The organism is Rhodococcus jostii NBRC 16295 (assembly GCF_001894825.1).
Taxonomy (GTDB): Bacteria; Actinomycetota; Actinomycetes; order Mycobacteriales; family Mycobacteriaceae; genus Rhodococcus_F; species Rhodococcus_F jostii.
On sequence record NZ_BCWY01000007.1, the window covers coordinates 199,462 to 216,987 of the forward strand.

A 17,526-nucleotide genomic window follows, 5' to 3' on the forward strand; every position below is an offset into this window, starting at 1 on the left:
CGACGCTCATCACGGTGGTGAGGAACAGGATGTAGACGAAGTGGCCGGTGAACGGAACCAGACCGAACACCGGAAAGACGATAGACAGCACCGCGAGGTGCCAGATGAAGATGCCGTACGACCAGCGACCCACCGCGAGCGCCGGCGGGCTCGCGAGCAACCGGTGGTTCGACGTGTCGGACAGCACCAGCGGAGCCATCAGCGCGAAGCTGATGACCGCGCCGAGCGCCATCTTGACGGCGTACTGCCACGGTTCGGGACGAACCAGCCCTTCCGGGCCGGCCAGGTCGGTGGCCGTGAGAGCGAATGCCACCGCCGCGACGAGGAACATCCGGACGCGATGACGCGCCCAGCGATGCATCCGCCCGGGCGGACTCACCGCGAGTTCGGCCAGCAACATTCCAGCGCCGAACCAGGGCAGGTAGCCGGGCAGCCAGTTGTCGTGATGGATGCCGCCCGGCGTCGAGATCGGCACGAACGCCCACGTCAGACTGACCGCGATCAAGCCGAGGATCACCGGGACACGCAGCCGCGCAGCCGGACCCCGCATCCGCACCAACGCGAAGGCCAGCAACGGAAGCACCAGGTAGAACGCCACTTCCACCGACAGACTCCACATCTGCGTCAGACCGTCGGTGAGCGTGAGCGGCACGAAGACCTGCACGAGACCGAGATTCGCCCACCAGGTGCGGTAACTCGCGTGGGCGGTGGGCAGGAACGTCAGCACCACCGCGACCGCGACCCAGTACGCGGGCAGGATGCGCGTCGCCCGCGAGATCCAGTACCGGATCACCCCCTGCGCGGGACCCATCCCCCGCGCCGCCCCGGCGTGGCTGCGCCACAACAGGAATCCCGACAGCGCGAAGAAGACCGCCACCGCCAGATCGAATCGTCCCCAGATGCGGCCGAGGACGGGCACGTGCGTCGCACCCGTCTGAAAGGCCACGTGCGTCACGAGCACACCCAGCGCCGCGAGACCGCGCATCCCCTCGAGCGCGGGAATGAAGCCCCGAGGGGTGGTGGGCGCCGCAGGCGCCGGCGAGGTGCTGACCGAAGTGCTCATCACGAACAGTGTGCCTGGTTAGGGCGCTGTGACGGAAAACTCCGCCCGAGTCACTTCGCTGCCGAACGGCCGGTGCGTTTACTATCCGATGGGGCAAATGCGCTTTCGAGACTGTTAGTGTTTTGCCTCACGTGGTGTCGATGTGGGCTCCATGCGATCCGTGCAGCCGTGCTGCCGGTGGGGGAATCTCAATCGACAGAATTGGGTTAGGAGAGAAAGCATGGCGGAGCGCTCAGGGCCGAGCCGGATACTTGCTTGCATTCTGGTGGGCCTCGGTGCCTTCCTCTTGGCCGTCGCCATTCTCATTCCCACCTACACGGTGGGCAAGTTGGAGAAGACGCCCTTGGATCTCGAAGTGACCACGATCGCCGAAGGTTCCGGCAGCGTGCTCAACTCGCAGGCTCTTCTCGCAGGCAAGGCCGAAGTCAACACGAACGTTCCACTGGTGTCACAGCGTTACGTCACCACCGAGGACCCCGCGAACGCGGACGTCGTCACTCTCCAGGCGGGGCAGACGCTGCGGCGCACGGACAAGCAGGGCGACACCGGACTGCTGTCCGCGATCGTCGACCGCAACACCGTCGACCGCAAGACGTCGATGCCGACCAACGACCCGGTGGGCACCATCCAGACGCAGCCCAACCAGCCTGCCGAGGAAGTTCCGCGCGACGGACTGCAGTACAAGTTCCCGTTCAACTCGGAGAAGCAGAGCTACCCCTACTTCGACCTGAACGCGCGCGCCACCCAGGACATCGACTTCGTCGAGGAGACGGAGATCAACGGCCTGAAGGTGTACCACTACAACCAGACGATCGAGCCCGTCGACCTGTCGAAGGTCGTCAGCTCGCCCACCAACAAGCTGACGCTGCCCGCCGAAGCCTGGGGCGTCCCCGGTGGCACTCTCCCCGTCACGATGACCCGCTGGTACACCAACGTGCGTGACCTGTGGGTCGAGCCCGAGACCGGTGTCGTCGTCAAGGGCCAGGAGCAGCTGCACCAGTACTACGCCCGCAACAAGGACAAGCCTGAGATCGACGTCCTGAAGGTGGAACTGCCGTTCAACGAGCAGACCATCGAGTACCAGGTCCAGCAGGCCAAGGACGGCATGGACAAGCTCAGCACGTTCGGTCGCACCGTGCCGATCATCGCCGGCATCCTCGGTGTCATCGCGCTGATCGCCGGACTCGTCCTGGCGCTGCGCGGCGGCAAGGGCAAGCAGCCCGCACCGGCCGACGGTGGTGACTACCCGCAGAGCGGTGGTGGGCGCCACGTCGACCTGGACAAGTCGGAGGCTCCCACGGAGCAGCACGACTGGACCACGGACAAGACGGAAGAGATTCCCGTGCAGGATCCGCGCCGGTACGACGAGCGATAGAGCAGTACAGCCGGACGCCACGTAGTCCGGTCGCGAAGGGGACCTCGGTACTTCACCGAGGTCCCCTTCGTCGTGCCGGGGGGTGCCCTGTGCACGGCGTCGCCCGATGTCGCAGGCGGCTCGTCAGACCGAACGAATGTCACATCGGGCGCGCATCACGTCGCGCGCTGCGCACGGCGAGGACGCTGACGATCAGTGCGGTGCTCGACGCCACGGTGACGGCCACGGTGATGAACTGCCCGATCGTGGACGCGAGGGTGAGCATGGCGGCCATCTCGACGGCGAAGCCGATCCACGCGATCACGGCGAGGTGCGTCCGCTCCCCCGCGATGGCGGAGAGCAGGGCACCCTGCAGGACGGCCAGGCAGGCGCCGTGCAGTGCGAACAGCCACAGCAGCGACTGGACGGGCTGATACGCGTCGCCGACGAGGAGCGGGACGAGGGGGGCGGCCACCGCGACTCCCGCCACGAGGACCGCGCCGAGCCCGACGAGGACGGCCAGCGCCGAACGGATGGCCTTCGCGGAGTGCGCCGGGTTCGCCATCCGCGGATAGAGCACCACCCCGACGGCCTGCGGGAGCCAGAACGCGGCCTTCGTCGCGACGGTGCCCAGCGCGTACAGGCCGGCGTCGTCGTTGCTGAGCACGATCCGGGCGATCACGAGGTCCATCGACGACAGGGCGATCAGCGCCAACTGCACCTGCGACGCCTTCAGGACGGCCGGGACGCCGATCCGGGTGGTCGACTCCCCGGCGATGCCCGAATCGGCGAACAGTCGCGCACACAGGGCCACCAGCCCGGTCCCGACCGCGCTGGCGGCGAGCGCGAGGCCCGGTCCGGCGCCGACGGCGAGCACCACGACCGCGGGCACGACCTTCGCGACGCCGGCTCCCGCGAGGACGACGCTCAGCGGGCCGAACCGCGCCGCGCCCTGCAGCAGTCCCTGTTCCGTGGCGAGCAGCACCAGGACGGGCGCCGTGATCAACGCCGAGAACGTCGCGAGCATGCCGGTGTCGAGGGCCCAGGACACGACGGGCGCGAGCAGCATCGCCGCGACCGCGACGATCACCGCGCAGCGGTACCCCAGCAACCGCACAGCGTGGGATCCCTTGCCCCGGACCACCTCGCGGGCGACGACGGTCTGCAGCGCGAGGGCGGGCACGGCGAGGACGAGTTGGGCCGCCAGCAGACTCGCGAACTCCCCGTACCCCGCCGGGCCGAGCCACCGACTCGCCAACAGCTGCAGCAGGTAGGACGCGATATTCGCGGTCATCGAGCCTGCCGTCACCATCGTCACCCCGGCGACCGCCGAGCTGGTGAGGGTCTGGCGTGGCATGCGCCCCATGATGCACTACGTGCCGTGCGAGCCGAGTCGATGCACCACGTATCGTGACGGCCCATGACCGCCCGGCGCCGAGCACTGTTCGTCGCGCCGGGCTACAGCCTCCTTCTGGCGTTGCTGATCCTCGGACCTCTGCTCGGTCCCGGCTATCTGCTCCTGCGTGACGCGGTCAGCACTCCCCGCTCGTATCTCACGGATTCGGCGCTCGGGCTCACGGACGCCGCCGCGCGGGCCGTGCCGCAGGATGCTCTCCTCGCGACGCTGAGCGTCGTCGTCGACGGCGGGCTGGTGGTGAAGGCGATCCTGCTGGTCGCGCTGTGGGCCGTGGGCTGGGGCGCCGCCCGCATGGTCTGCACCGTCCTGCCGACGGCCGGGCTCGGACCGCAGCTCGTGGCCGCGACCGTGACGGTGTGGAACCCGTACGTCGCCGAGCGACTGTTGCAGGGGCACTGGAGCCTGCTGACGGGGTACGCGGCGCTGCCGTGGACGGTGTGCGCGGCTGTGGCGGTGCGCCGTGGCAACCGCGGGGGGTGGTTCGCCCTCGCGGCGTGCCTGGCGGCCGCCGGTCTGACACCGACAGGGGTGTTGCTCGCGGCGGTGACGGCGCTGGCCGTCCTCGCCTTCCCGGGGAGACGCTGCGCCCGGTGGCGTCGTCTCACCGGTGCGCTGAGCCTCGTCGTTGTCGCGAGCGCACCGTGGCTGGTGGCCACGGCCCTGTCCGGCGGCGGCGGGGACGGCTCCGACCCCGCGGGGGTCGCGGCGTTCGCGGCGCGGGCCGAACCGGGACTGGCGACGCTCGGCAGTCTCGCCGGCCTCGGCGGCGTGTGGAACGAGACCGCCGTCCCGCAGAGCCGGACGTCGCTGTTCGCGCTCGTCGGAACGGTCCTGCTGCTGGGTGTCGTTCTCCTCGGCCTGCCTGCGTTGTGGCGGCGACGCCGGCATCCCGTGGTGGCCGCACTGTCGGCGCTCGCCCTGGTCGCGGTGCTGCTGCCCACGCTCGGGGCGACGGCGTGGGGTCTCGACCTCGGCCGCTGGCTGGTGCAGAACGTCCCGGGGGCGGGGCTGCTCCGGGACGCGCAGAAGTGGGTTGCGCTGGCGGCGCCGCTGTACGCGCTCGCCGCCGCGGCCGCGGTGCTGCGACGGCCGGGCACCTGGTCCGTCTCGGCGATCCTGGTGGTGTTGCTCGCCCTGCCCGACCTCGCGTGGGGAGTCGGGGGCGCCCTGCGTCCGGTCCACTATCCGCCGTCGTGGCAGCAGGTTGCCTCCGCGTTGGACGGCGACCCGGACAGCGGGGACGTCGCCGTGCTCCCCACCGGCATGTTCCGGAAGTTCCCCTACAGCGGTTCCGCCCCCGTTCTGGACCCCGCCCCGCGGATGCTGCCCGAGGATGTCCTGCAGACGGGCGAGCTGGTGGTGGCCGGGGGCACGGTGAAGGGTGAGGGGTCCCGGGCCCAGCAGGTGGAACGGGTGCTGCTCACCGGCGGATCCGCCGCCGATCTCGCGTCGCTCGGCGTCCGGTGGGTTCTCGTCGAGCGCGACACGCCCGGGCCGCGCGGCGAATCCGCGACCACCCTTGCCGGCCTGGAGCGACAGTTCTCGGACGACCATCTGGAGCTGTACCGCGTCGACGGCGACGGCGCGGGGCACGAGGCGTCCGACTGGGCGCGGGCCACGGTAATCGCGGCCCATCTGCTGTGGGCGCTCCTGTTGGTGGGCGGACTACTCGGCGCGGGCGTGCTCGAGGCCCGGACGCGCCAGCGCCGGCGACACCAGCCCTGACGTGCGGAGGCCCGCGGCGGTGCCCGCCAGCACCTCGTGAACACCGTTCCCGGTGTGCCTCCAGGAGAATTCGCCGGCCCGGACACGCGCCTTCTCACCGAGCACCAGACGGGTCTCGGGGTCGAGCAGGAGCGCGTTGACCGCCGCGGTCAGTTCGCCGACGTCCGCCGTCGACGCTTCCGCGCTGCCGACGAGAACTCCGGTCACGCCGTCGACGATCGAATCCGTCAGTCCCTTGGAGCTGCGGTAGCCGACGGTCGGGACGCCGTGCTGCGCGGCCTCGATGACGGCGAGGCCCCAGCCTTCCTTGCGGGACGGCATGACGTGCACCCACGACTGCGACAGCACCCGGTGCTTGCGGGTCTCGTCGACGTGCCCGTGGAACGTGACGGCGTCGCCGATGCCGAGTTCGTGCGCGCGGTCGCGGAGGTTCTGCTCCCACCAGCCGCCGCCGATGACGTCGAGGTGCACGTCGGCGATCGTCGGGCGCAGGGCGGCGACGGCCTCGAGGGCGTCCTCGATCTGCTTGTGCGGCACCAGCCGTGACAGCACGCACACGCTCGGATGCGCGGTCCGGGTGCCGGTGCCACCGACCTCGACGCCGAGCGGAATGTCGTCGGCTCCGTTGCGCACCACCGCGATTCGTTCACGCGCGACACCGAGTTCCACCAGTTCGTCGGCGGATGGCAGCGACACGGTGAGATACTGGTCGTCGCGGTGGGTGCGCGGCGACAACCGTGATTCCACCCACCAGCCGATCTTGCCCATCAGCCGGCCCGCGACCGGCCACTGCTCCCGATGGCAGTGGTGGACGAGCAGCGTCACGGGCGCGCCGGCGACGACGCGGGAGAAGAACGGGATGCCGTTCTGGGTGTCGATGACGGCGTCCGGGCGGATGCCGCGGAGGGGACCGAAACCGAGCCGGCCCGCGGCGATCGCGGCGAGGGCGCGGGGGTAGACGCTGTACCGCCCGCCGGCCCGGCTGATGTCGATGCCGTCGACGGTCTCCTTCTTGGCGGCGCCACGGTAACCGGCGGTGCGGAGAGTGACCTTGATTCCCCGCGCCGCGAGCTGGGCGCCGACCTCCTCGAGGTACCGCTCGCTGCCGCCACCCTGGGGGTGACCGGTGTCGCGCCAGCAGAGCAGCAGAACCTCTCGCACGTTCAAATACTCCTGTGGTCGGTGCGGTACTTGTGTCTCGGGGCGGGACGTTCCGCGCGGTAGTCCCCGAACACCCTATCGGTCGCATTCCGCCGGATGTTGCAGCCACCGCGAGCGGATTGCCGTCCGGGCGGCTGCACTCGCTAAGGTTCAGTCTCGTGACGACGCCTCCCGTGACCCGGCGATTCGGTCGACGGGCAACCCTGAAACGGTCGTTCGGCCTGCTCAGCGACTTCCGGCACGAACAGACCGCGCCCGACCTCTTCTACGGCGCCCTCGCCCGCGACTCCGTCGAACTCATCGGCGACCTGTACGGCGGTCTCACCGAATCGGACCTCACCGGGACGACCGTGCTCGACGTCGGCGGCGGACCCGGCTATTTCGCGGACGTGTTCCAGGAGGCCGGCGCCCGGTATGTCCCGGTGGAACCGGACCCGTCGGAAATGCACGCCGCGGGGCTCGCCGTCGGCGGCGCCGTCCGCGGATCGGGGCTGGCACTGCCCTTCCGGACCTCGTCCGTGGACATCTGTTTCTCGTCGAACGTCGCCGAGCACGTCAGCGAACCGTGGGCAATGGCGGACGAGATGGTCCGCGTGACGAAACCCGGCGGCCTGATCGTGCTGTCGTACACGCTGTGGTGGGGGCCGTTCGGCGGGCACGAGACCGGACCCTGGCATGCGTTGGGCGGCGAGTACGCCGCGCGCCGTTACCTGCGGAAGAACGGCCGCGAACCAAAAAATCGCTACGGCGTCTCCCTGTTCAAAGTGGGTGCGACCGACGGTCTTCGGTGGGCGCGACACAGCAGGGACGCGGAGTTCCTGGCGGCCTTCCCCCGCTACCACCCGCGGTGGGCGTGGTGGATGGTGCGGGTTCCCGGACTGCGCGAGTTCCTGGTGAGCAACCTCGTCCTCGTGATGCGGAAGCACTGACCGTGGTCGCGCTGGCTCTCGACATTGGCGGCACCAAAATCGCCGCCGGCCTCGTCGACGCGGACGGCACCGTCCCGCGTCCGGCGACCACGCCGACCCCGGCGACCGGCGTCGCGGACGCGTGCGCCGCCCTGCTCCGCGAGGTCGCTGGAACGGCCACGATCACCTCGGTGGGGATCGCCTGCGCAGGACCGGTCGACACGGTCGCCGGCTCCGCGTCCCCGATCAACATCGCCGAGTGGTCGGGCGGATTCGGACTGGTCGACGCCGTGCAGGATCTCTTCCCCGGCGTCCCCGCACGACTCGCCATGGACGGCGCCGCGGCCGCACTCGGTGAACACCACCACGGCGCCGGACGGGGAGTCCCCGACCTGCTGAGCCTCGTCGTGTCCACCGGCATCGGCGGCGGAGTGGTCCTCGGCGGCCGCATCGCCACCGGGCGGACCGGCAACGCGGGACACATCGGTCACCTGGTGGTCCCCGGCGGAACCGAACCCTGCACCTGCGGCGGGGTCGGATGCCTGGAAACGGTGGCGAGCGGACCGTCGTCCGTGCGCTGGGCCCGCGCCCACGGGTGGCGCGGAACGACGGGCGTGGAGTTGGCGAGGGCCGCCGCGGACGGTGACGACGTCGCCGTGGCCGCGCTCGATCGCGCGGGGACCGCCCTGGGCCAGGCCATCGCGTCGGCCGCGGCTCTCCTCGACGTCGATCTCGCGGTGATCGGCGGCGGATTCGCGCAGGCCGGACCCCCGTTGTGGGACCCGATGCGCCGGGCCGCCGCCCGTCACGCCCGGTTGTCCTTCGTCGCGAATCTGCGGGTGGTCCCGGCGGAACTCGGCGCCTCCGGAACCCTCGTCGGGGCGGGAGTCCTGGCCGTCGACGACGACTGACACAACGGGATCTCCTCACCTGTTCCGAAATTCTGTAACGTGTTCTAGTGTTCAGGGTCACACCACGTTCAGGAGAGGAGGTGACCGTGAGCACGAGCACTGCCCGATCCGCTGACGACTCCGATCACTCGTCCGAAGTCGCCCGGCCCACTGACTCCCGTCGCGACCCCGAGGTGCTGCGAGGCGCGCTGCAACGTTGGCTCGCCACGCAACTGCCCTCCGACGCCGCACCGGAAGTCACGCACGTCCATCTCCCCGACGCCAACGGCATGTCGAGCGAGACAATCCTGTTCGACGCCACCTGGTCCGGCGAGGTCCACCCATTGGTGGCGCGGGTCGCGCCGGCCGACACGACGATGCCCGTCTTCCCGAGCTACGACCTCGACGGACAGTTCCAGGTGATGGCGCAGGTGCGGGAGCACTCCGCCGTCCCCGTCCCGGTCGTCTACTGGTCCGAGCCCGATCCCGGTCCGCTGGGCGCCCCGTTCTTCGTCATGGCCCGCGTCTCCGGGCAGGTCCCGCCCGACGTGATGCCCTACAACTTCGGGTCGTGGGTTACGGAGGCGACCGAGGAGCAGCGCGCGCTGCTGCAGCACAGTGCGGTGAATGTGCTTGCGCAATTGCACGACATCGACCGGCCGTGGGAGCGGTTCGCGTTCCTGCGACTGCCCGGCTCCGGTCCCACCGTCACCGAGGCGCTCGCCGCGCACATCCGGCAGCAACGCGACTACTACGAATGGACGACGCTGTCCGGTCCCCGGTCCCCGTTGATCGAACGCGGCTTCGCGTGGATGGAGGAGAACCTCCCCGACGACCACTCCCCCGCCGTCTTCTGCTGGGGCGACGCCCGCATCGGCAACATGATGTTCGAGGACTTCCGGCCCGTGGCCGTACTCGACTGGGAGATGGCCGCACTCGGACCCCGCGAACTCGACCTGGGCTGGATGACATACCTGCACCGGTTCTTCGAGGACATCGCCGCGGCCGCCGGACTCGACGGGATGCCCGACTTCCTGCGACTCGACGACCTCGCCGCCCTCTACGAGGAACTGACGGGCCACACGCCCCGCGATCTCGAGTACTACACCGCCTACGCGGCACTGCGGCAGGCCACCATCATGCTGCGGATCCAGGAGCGCGCCATCCACTTCGGGCAGGCCGTCGCCCCGGAGGACCCGGACGACATGATCATGCACCGCGCGTCGCTCGAGGCGATGCTCGACGGCACATACTGGGCGAAGATCCGATGAGTGCCGACTACGCGGGAAACCCGCTGTCGCCGATGGACGACTATCCCATTCATCAGGTGGCCGAACCCATTCGGCGCGTCGCGACGTCCGACCGCAACTTCTACGACCGCTACTACTTCAACTGCTATCCGTCCGCCGAGTCCGATCTGTTCCTCATCATCGGCCTCGGGCAGTATCCCAACCTCGGCGTGACGGACGCGTTCGCGGTGCTCCGCCGCGGGGACGACCACATCGTCGTCCGCGGATCGGCGGCGCTGGGTCACGACCGCTCCGCCACCGCCGTCGGACCGTTCCGCGTCGAGGTCCTCGACGGTCTGCAGCGCCTCCGGGTGGTGCTCGAACCCGGCGACTACGACCTGTCCTTCGACCTCACCTTCGACGGCGCGATCCCCGCGACATTGGAGCCCCGCCACTTCCGTAGGCAGCTCGAGCGCGTCACGTTCGACACCAGCCGCTTCGTCCAGACCGGCACCTGGGCAGGCGAACTCACCATCGACGGGCAGAGCCGGACCGTTACCCCCGACACCTGGCGCGGTAACCGCGACCGGTCGTGGGGGGTGCGCCCGGTCGGTGAGTCCGAACCTCCCGGACGGCGAGCCGTCGACGGCATCCAGAACTTCTTCTGGATCTACTCGGTGATGCAGTTCGAGGACTACACCGTGTCCGTCGTCCTGCAGGAGGACGAACTCGGCCGGCGCATCGTCGAGGACGCCGTCCGCATCTGGCCGGACGCCGGCCGCGAACCCGAATGGCTGGGCAGACCCGAACACGAGCTGAAGTTCGAGCCGGGAACGCGGGACGTCACGGCGGCGTCGCTCAGTTTCCACCGGCCGACCGGCGAGGTCGTCACCGTCACCTGCGAACTGCTGGTTCCCAACTACATCGGCATCGGCACCGGGTACGGACTCGAAGCCGACTGGCGGCACGGCATGTGGCAGGGCGAACTGGTGGTCCAGGGACTGCGCAAACGAGCGTCCGAGATCGAACCGGGACTCCGGATGTTCTGCCCCGTCGACAATCTCACCCGTTTCCGGCTCGACGACGGCGGCCGGAGCGTCGTCGGGACCGGGCTGTTCGAGGTCGCCGCGATCGGCCCCCACGCACGTTACGGATTCGACAGTTTCACCGACACCGCCTCCTGACCGGGGGAACGACACGAGGAATGGACTCATGACCGACTACGACAAGCTGTACATCGGCGGCAAGTGGGTGGCCCCGGCCACCGATCAGGTGCTCGAAGTGTTCTCCCCGGCAACCGAGGAACGCGTCGGCAGCTGTCCCGTCGCGTCGCCGGCCGACATCGACGACGCCGTCGCCGCGGCCAGGCAGGCGTTCGACGAAGGGCCGTGGCCGCAGACCACGCCCGCCGAGCGCGGTGAGATCCTCGCGAAGGCCGCGAAACTCATCGAGGAGCGCGGCGACACACTCAACGCGCTGATCTCGTCCGAGATGGGTCAGCCGCCGGCGATGGTCGGGATGATGCAGCAGACGCCGTCGCTCGCGACCCTGAACTTCTACGCCGGGCTCGCGAACGAGTTCGAATGGGAGCAGACCCGCACCGGCGCATTCGGCCAGACCAGGGTGCTGCGGGAGCCCGTCGGCGTGGTGGCCGCCGTCCTCGCCTGGAACGTGCCGCTGTTCCTCGCCGTCAACAAGTTGTCCCCGGCGCTGCTCGCCGGCTGCACCGTCCTGCTGAAGCCCGCGCCCGAATCTCCGCTCTCCACCCACCTTCTCGCCGAGATCTTCGCGGAGGCGGGGGTACCCGAAGGCGTCATCTCCGTCCTGCCCGGCGGCGCCGAGACCGGCGAATACCTGGTGTCGCATCCGGGGATCGACAAGATCACGTTCACCGGCAGCAGCCCCGTCGGCCGCAAGATCGGGGCCATCGCCGCACAGAACCTCAAGCGCTGCTCCCTCGAACTGGGCGGCAAGTCGGCGGCCATCATCCTCGAGGACGCCGACCTCGCGTCCACCATGCCGATGCTCGTGATGTCCGGGCTCATGAACACCGGCCAGGCGTGCGTCGCGCAGACCCGGATCCTCGCCCCGCGGTCCCGTTACGACGAGGTCCTGGACGCGCTCGTGGCCGATGCCGGATTCATGACCGTCGGAGATCCGTCCGACCCCGCCGCGCAACTCGGACCGCTGATCTCCGAGAAGCAGCGCGACCGCGTCGAGGGCTATATCGCCAAGGGCAAGGAACAGGGCGCCCGCGTGGTGCTCGGCGGCGGCCGCCCCGAGGGCCTCGACAGGGGCTGGTACGTGGAGCCCACCATCTTCGCGGACGTCGACAACTCGATGACGATCGCCCGCGAGGAGATCTTCGGACCCGTCCTGTCCGTGATCCCCTACGACTCCGAGGACGAGGCGATCAAGATCGCCAACGACTCCGACTACGGCCTCGCCGGCTCGGTGTACACCACCGACATCGATCACGGGCTCGCCGTCGCGAAGCAGATCCGCACCGGCACCTACGCCATCAACTGGTACGCATTCGACCCGGGATCACCGTTCGGCGGCTACAAGGCCTCCGGCATCGGTCGAGAGAACGGGCCGGAGGGCCTCGAAGCGTTCTGCGAGACCAAGTCCGTCCTCATGCCGCCCGGCTACAGCGGATAGGCGCTTCGCGCTCGTGCGCCTTTCTGGTTGCTGCAGCTACCAGAAAGGCGCACAGGCGTTAGCGTGATCGGGTGACCGCATCGACTCCGGACACCAGCCGTGACGACGCCGCAGGCGAGAGCGCGCTCACCGTCGTCCTCGCGTTCGGCGCGAACCTTCTGATCGCGCTGGCCAAGACCGTCGCCGCGGTGATCACCGGGTCGGCGTCGATGGTGGCGGAGGCCGCCCACTCGTGGGCCGACTCCGGCAACGAGATCCTGCTCCTGATCGCCAATTCCCGGGCCAAGCGCACGCCGGACCGCGTCCACCCGCTGGGGTACGGGCGTGAGGCCTACGTGTGGTCGATGTTCGCGGCGCTCGGACTGTTCGCGCTGGGTGCGGGGGTGTCGATCACGCACGGCATCCAGGAACTCGTCCACGCCGAACCGGCCACGGACTTCGCCGTCGCGTACGTGGTGCTCGGCGTCTCGTTCGTTCTCGAGTCCATCTCGTTCCAGCAGGCGTACCGGCAGTTGCGTACCGAGGCCATCGCCATCGACCGCGACGTGCTGGCGCACGCACTCCGCACGTCGGACCCGACCACCCGGGCGGTGTTCGCAGAGGACGCTGCGGCACTCCTCGGTTTGGTCATCGCATTCCTGGGTGTTCTCCTCCACCAGATCACGGGGTCGGCGATCCCGGACGCCGTCGGCTCCATCCTGGTCGGAATCCTGCTCGGCGTCATCGCGCTGATCCTGATCGATCGCAATCGGCGCTTCCTGATCGGCGAAGAGGCGTCGCCCGCTCTGCGCCAGGCCGGCATCGAGGCCCTCAAGGCGCTGCCGGAGGTCGACCGGGTGACATTTCTCCGCATGGAGTACCTCGGACCGCGACAGGCGTACCTGGTGGCGAGTGTCGACCTGGTCGGCGATTACGCGGAGTCGCGCGTCGCCCACACTCTCCGCGACCTCGAGTCGCGGCTGGAGCGGAACTCGCACGTGGTTCGCGCGATACTCACCCTGTCCACAGCGGAGGAGCCGACGATCACGGTGTGATCGCCGGCCCTGCTTCCGGATCTAGCTGCCGAACTGGATTCCGCCCAGAGGGCCGCCGACCAGGACGATCTGCGGCAGCGTGGTCTGGGGGTTGGCGACGGTGGTCAGCGACAGGCATTCGCCGATCACCGCGTAGGCGCCGTCCGGGAGTTCCGGTGTGGTGAACGTCTTGACGGCGTCGCCGGCCTGGTTGGCGAGGACACGCTCGATCGGGTTGGTGGCCCACGTGACGAATCCCGGCTCGAGAACAACGGTGGGATCGGCGAGCACGGCGGGCAACTTGGTGGCGTCGAAAGCGACTGCACCGCAGGACTGGGCGTCCAGCAGATTCAGGACGTTGGGGTTGGTGACGGTGATGGCGAGGGTGTTTCCGTCGGCCGCGGTCACCACGGTGGGAGGCTGGACTTCCGTTGCTGCGGACGCCGTCGCCGGCATGGTCACGGCTACGGTGGCGGCGGCTGCGGCAGCGAGTGCGGCGCCTCCGGCGAGTCGTTTCATGCCCCTGCTGGTCCCTGTCTGCATCTGCAATCCTTTCGTCGCGTGCGAGCTTCGAGAATCGAGCCCTTTACAAACCGAATGGTATGCGTTTACTGCAGAATCGCCCCTCGAACGACGAATGTCACAGTGGTTCAGCCGAACTGAACCACTGTGACATTCGGTCACCGGGGAGGGACTAGCTCAGGCGCTGCTTCAGGGCCTCGAACTCGTCACGGATGCCGGAGGGAACCTTCTCGCCGAGGAACTCGAACCACTCCTCGATGAGCGGCAGCTCCTGCTTCCATTCGTCGACGTCGACCTTCAGCGCCTCGTCCACATCGTCGGCGTCGACGTCCAGGCCGCCGAGCTCGAGATCGGCTGCGGTCGGAACGAATCCGATCGGGGTCGACTCGGCGCCCGCCTTGTGCTCGATGCGGTCGACGATCCACTTCAGCACTCGGGAGTTCTCGCCGAAACCGGGCCACAGGAAGCGACCGTCGTCACCGCGACGGAACCAGTTGACGTAGAAGATCTTCGGCAGCTTCTCGGCATCCGCGTGCTTGCCGAGGTTGATCCAGTGGTTCAGGTAGTCGCCGGCGTTGTAGCCGATGAACGGGATCATGGCCATCGGGTCGCGGCGGACGGTGCCGACGGCACCCTCGGCGGCAGCGGTCTGCTCGGACGACAGCGTGGCGCCGAGGAACGTGCCGTGCTGCCAGTCGAAGGACTCGCTGACCAGCGGCACCGTCGTCTTACGGCGTCCACCGAACAGGATCGCGGAGATCGGCACACCCTGCGGGTCGTCCCACTCGGGGGCGAGGATCGGGCACTGCGACATCGGGGTGCAGTAGCGCGAGTTGGGGTGCGCGGCCTTCTCGCCGGACTCGGGCGTCCACTCGTTGCCCTTCCAGTCGACGAGGTGCTGCGGGTCTCCTTCGAGGCCCTCCCACCAGACATCGCCGTCGTCGGTCTGCGCGACGTTGGTGTACAGCGAGTTGCCGGCCTCGAGCGTCTTCATCGCGTTCGGGTTGGAGCCGTAGTTGGTGCCCGGCGCAACGCCGAAGAATCCGTACTCCGGGTTGACGGCGTACAGGCGGCCGTCCTCACCGAACCGCATCCACGCGATGTCGTCGCCGAGGGTCTCGGCGCGCCATCCGGGGATGGTGGGCTGGATCATCGCGAGGTTGGTCTTGCCGCAGGCACTCGGGAACGCGGCCGCGATGTAGTACGGCTTGTCCTCCGGGGAGATCAGCTTGAGGATCAGCATGTGCTCGGCCAGCCAGCCCTCGTCGTGGGCCATCGCCGACGCGATGCGCAGCGAGTAGCACTTCTTACCGAGCAGAGCGTTTCCGCCGTAGCCGGAGCCGTAGCTCCAGATCTCGCGGTCCTCGGGGAAGTGGGTGATGTACTTGGTGTCGTTGCACGGCCACGGGACATCGGCCTGGCCCTCTTCGAGAGGCGCGCCGACGGAGTGCAGCGCCTTCACGAACGGCTTGTCTTTGCCGAGCTTCTCCATGGCGGCGGTACCCATGCGCGTCATGATGCGCATCGACACGACGACGTACTCGGAGTCGGTGATCTCGACGCCCAGCTTCGGGTCGTCGGCGCCGAGCGGACCCATGCAGAACGGCACCACGTACATGGTGCGTCCGCGCATGCTGCCGCGGTAGAGGTCGGTCATGAGCGACCGCATCTCGGTCGGGTCCATCCAGTTGTTGGTGGGCCCGGCGTCGATCTCTTCACGCGAGCAGATGTAGGTGCGGGATTCGACGCGTGCGACGTCCGACGGATCGGAGTTGCCGACGAACGAATTCGGCTTCTTCTCGTCGTTGAGGCGGGTGAACGTGCCTGCCGCGACGAGCTGCTCGGTCAGTCGATCCCATTCGGCGTCCGAGCCGTCTGCAAAGACGACGCGTTCGGGCTGAGTGAGTTCGGCAACCTCTCGAACCCAGGCGAGCAGCTCACTGTGCTCCGTGGGGGGCGTGCCGTCAGTTCCGTTCAGACCGGGAATGGTCGCTGAGGTCATCAAACTCTCCTGGGGTGAGCCGGAACCGGACCATCTGCCGTCCGCTGAGAGAGCCTCGCAGCGACTGCCAGACGGTCCGATTTCCCCTCTCGGCGGGGTCCAGCCAGGCCGTCCATGCCACATGGAAGACGCGGGCGCCGGGTGTCCTATCCCTAGAGGTTAACGCCGCGAGTCCCATCTCGGGGAATCGGGTGCGGTTGGAATGGTCACAGAAACGATTCAGTAGCGCTGCCAGGGGCCTTTCCCGGGTCTGGAGTGCGGATTTCGGAGGTGTTCAGCCGTTACCGAGAGTGCCACCATCGGTCTGCTGCCAGTGCACGACGCCGTCGCCGTCGCGATGATCCACGACGAGTAGGCACCGTCCTCGTGGATCATCGTCAGATGGTCTGCTTCGCCGTCCGAGTCGAGGTCAGAGGCGAGGACGACCGCGTCTTCGGCGTCGACGGTCTGGGTGTCCAGGACGCCGTCGCCGTCGATGTCGTGGGTCGGATCGGTGAGGGTGACCGCCCCGGAATCGTGGCCGAAAGTGTTCGGATCGAGGTCCGGCACGTCCGGGACCAGAAAACTCTCAGTGGTCGCCACCGCGGTCTCCCTTCACATTTCGAACCAGTTTCACGCACAAATCAAGACACATCAAGATAATTCAACACGATCCCACAGGAAACCGGCCAACATCGGTCGGATACCTATGTATTCAGACGTTCGACGCGCCGATTCGGTTCCCCCGACCGCCGGCGGACCTCCTGCAGCCCGCGGTCGACCGCCACGAGGTCGCGTTCACAGGAGGACAGCTGCGCGTTCCGCCGCGCAACGAGCCGCCGGAGTTCGGCGTCGATCTGCGCGACCCGCTCGTCCACCTTCCCGGCACACACCCGGCTCTCGGCGATGATCGCCTCACTCACCCGAGTCTCTGCCGCGAGCACTCGGCCGAGGGCGAACTGCTCCCACTGGGACCGGACGTGGACCAACGCCTCGCCGGCCCACTGCAGGACGTGGGCACGCTCGGCGACGTGCCCGCGCACCCGAGTCAGCCACCACGCCGCGAGGGCTCCCAGCGCGAGGGTGAGCGGGATGGTCGCGATGTCGAGGGCGGGCACCATCGACAGCGGCGAGACCACCAGCCTGCCCAGGCCGAGACCCGCGGACGCACCGATCAGGATCGTCATCCGGTCTTCGAGCCCGCGGTGTCCGGGTTCGGGCCCGTCCGGCGCAACCGGCAGCGGACCTACGGTCTCGGGCGCGGACGCGGTGATGCCGACCCGCGACCGCATGTCGTCGAGGCGCGCGGTCACCGCGGCATCGACCGCACCGCCCCTTTCGCTCACCACGTCGACGACTGCCCGGCGCAGGCGAGGCGTCGGTAACCGCGCGAGTTGCGCACGCCACCAATCCGCGCACCGGACGGCGTCCGCGGCGTTGCGCTGCCCCCGGCGCCTCCGCGATCAGCTCTGAGATGGAGTCGGGCGACGGCTGCGAGCGCGACGGCGTGGTCGGCGACATACCTGTCCAGCACGTCTCGGACGCCGGTCCGCGCCTGGTGGTGCCCATGACGCAGTCACCGTTCAGGAAACGTGTAAAAAC

Annotated in this window: 14 protein-coding genes and 1 pseudogene; 8 read left to right on the plus strand and 7 right to left on the minus strand. The window is 68.8% G+C overall.

Going from position 1 to position 17,526, the window contains the following annotated elements:
- Nucleotides 1–55: 55 nt before the first annotated feature.
- Nucleotides 56–1,063, minus strand: a pseudogene (locus RJ1_RS08345) (acyltransferase family protein); the annotation flags it as partial.
- Between the two features lie 220 nt (nucleotides 1,064–1,283).
- On the opposite strand from RJ1_RS08345, the gene pgfA reads away from it, so the two are divergent.
- Nucleotides 1,284–2,438, plus strand: a complete 1,155-nt coding sequence (pgfA, locus tag RJ1_RS08350; protein ID WP_073359474.1) for a cell envelope lipid trafficking protein PgfA — start codon at nucleotides 1,284–1,286, stop codon at nucleotides 2,436–2,438.
- 139 nt (nucleotides 2,439–2,577) lie between these two features.
- On the opposite strand, the gene RJ1_RS08355 is transcribed toward pgfA, so the two are convergent.
- A complete protein-coding gene (locus RJ1_RS08355; RefSeq protein WP_073359506.1) occupies nucleotides 2,578–3,774 on the minus strand; it encodes a polysaccharide biosynthesis protein in 1,197 nt (398 codons plus the stop codon).
- A 63-nt stretch (nucleotides 3,775–3,837) separates the two neighbouring features.
- Here RJ1_RS08355 and RJ1_RS08360 point away from each other — a divergent pair, with 63 nt between their 5' ends.
- Nucleotides 3,838–5,559 carry an MmpA family trehalose lipid delivery protein gene (locus tag RJ1_RS08360; RefSeq protein ID WP_073359475.1) on the plus strand — a complete coding sequence of 574 codons (1,722 nt, stop codon included), beginning with the start codon at nucleotides 3,838–3,840 and terminating at the stop codon, nucleotides 5,557–5,559.
- Here RJ1_RS08360 and RJ1_RS08365 read toward each other — a convergent pair.
- Entirely contained in the window at nucleotides 5,500–6,720 is a 1,221-nt protein-coding gene (locus RJ1_RS08365; protein ID WP_073359476.1) for a glycosyltransferase family 4 protein, read from the minus strand. The genes RJ1_RS08360 and RJ1_RS08365 overlap by 60 nt on opposite strands.
- Before the next feature lie 173 nt (nucleotides 6,721–6,893).
- Here RJ1_RS08365 and RJ1_RS08370 point away from each other — a divergent pair, with 173 nt between their 5' ends.
- From RJ1_RS08370 to RJ1_RS08395, 6 genes are all read left to right on the plus strand, one after another.
- Nucleotides 6,894–7,649: a class I SAM-dependent methyltransferase gene (locus RJ1_RS08370; protein WP_073359477.1), complete on the plus strand. Its 756-nt coding sequence runs from the start codon at nucleotides 6,894–6,896 to the stop codon at nucleotides 7,647–7,649.
- A 2-nt stretch (nucleotides 7,650–7,651) separates the two neighbouring features.
- The gene (locus RJ1_RS08375) at nucleotides 7,652–8,539 is read left to right on the plus strand and encodes an ROK family protein (RefSeq protein ID WP_073359478.1); all 888 of its coding nucleotides are present in this window, start codon (nucleotides 7,652–7,654) and stop codon (nucleotides 8,537–8,539) included.
- Nucleotides 8,540–8,619: 80 nt separating this feature from the next.
- Nucleotides 8,620–9,789, plus strand: coding sequence for a phosphotransferase family protein (locus RJ1_RS08380; RefSeq protein ID WP_073359479.1), 1,170 nt, complete (start codon nucleotides 8,620–8,622; stop codon nucleotides 9,787–9,789).
- Nucleotides 9,786–10,931: an Rv3169 family protein gene (locus tag RJ1_RS08385; protein ID WP_073359480.1), complete on the plus strand. Its 1,146-nt coding sequence runs from the start codon at nucleotides 9,786–9,788 to the stop codon at nucleotides 10,929–10,931. The genes RJ1_RS08380 and RJ1_RS08385 overlap by 4 nt, the downstream gene beginning before the upstream one ends.
- A gap of 28 nt (nucleotides 10,932–10,959) precedes the next feature.
- Nucleotides 10,960–12,408 (plus strand): aldehyde dehydrogenase, encoded by a 1,449-nt coding sequence (locus RJ1_RS08390; protein WP_073359481.1) that lies wholly within the window; start codon nucleotides 10,960–10,962, stop codon nucleotides 12,406–12,408.
- A gap of 71 nt (nucleotides 12,409–12,479) precedes the next feature.
- Entirely contained in the window at nucleotides 12,480–13,442 is a 963-nt protein-coding gene (locus RJ1_RS08395) for a cation diffusion facilitator family transporter (RefSeq protein ID WP_073359482.1), read from the plus strand.
- Nucleotides 13,443–13,463: 21 nt separating this feature from the next.
- On the opposite strand, the gene RJ1_RS08400 is transcribed toward RJ1_RS08395, so the two are convergent.
- From RJ1_RS08400 to RJ1_RS08415, 4 genes are all read right to left on the minus strand, one after another.
- Nucleotides 13,464–13,964 carry a hypothetical protein gene (locus tag RJ1_RS08400; protein ID WP_005243741.1) on the minus strand — a complete coding sequence of 167 codons (501 nt, stop codon included), beginning with the start codon at nucleotides 13,962–13,964 and terminating at the stop codon, nucleotides 13,464–13,466.
- Nucleotides 13,965–14,115: 151 nt separating this feature from the next.
- Nucleotides 14,116–15,945 (minus strand): phosphoenolpyruvate carboxykinase (GTP), encoded by a 1,830-nt coding sequence (locus RJ1_RS08405; RefSeq protein WP_061042467.1) that lies wholly within the window; start codon nucleotides 15,943–15,945, stop codon nucleotides 14,116–14,118.
- Between the two features lie 219 nt (nucleotides 15,946–16,164).
- Nucleotides 16,165–16,527: a DUF6802 family protein gene (locus tag RJ1_RS08410; protein ID WP_240319918.1), complete on the minus strand. Its 363-nt coding sequence runs from the start codon at nucleotides 16,525–16,527 to the stop codon at nucleotides 16,165–16,167.
- A 104-nt stretch (nucleotides 16,528–16,631) separates the two neighbouring features.
- Complete coding sequence (locus RJ1_RS08415) at nucleotides 16,632–17,270, minus strand: hypothetical protein (RefSeq protein ID WP_240319917.1); 639 nt, start codon at nucleotides 17,268–17,270, stop codon at nucleotides 16,632–16,634.
- Nucleotides 17,271–17,526 lie beyond the last annotated feature (256 nt).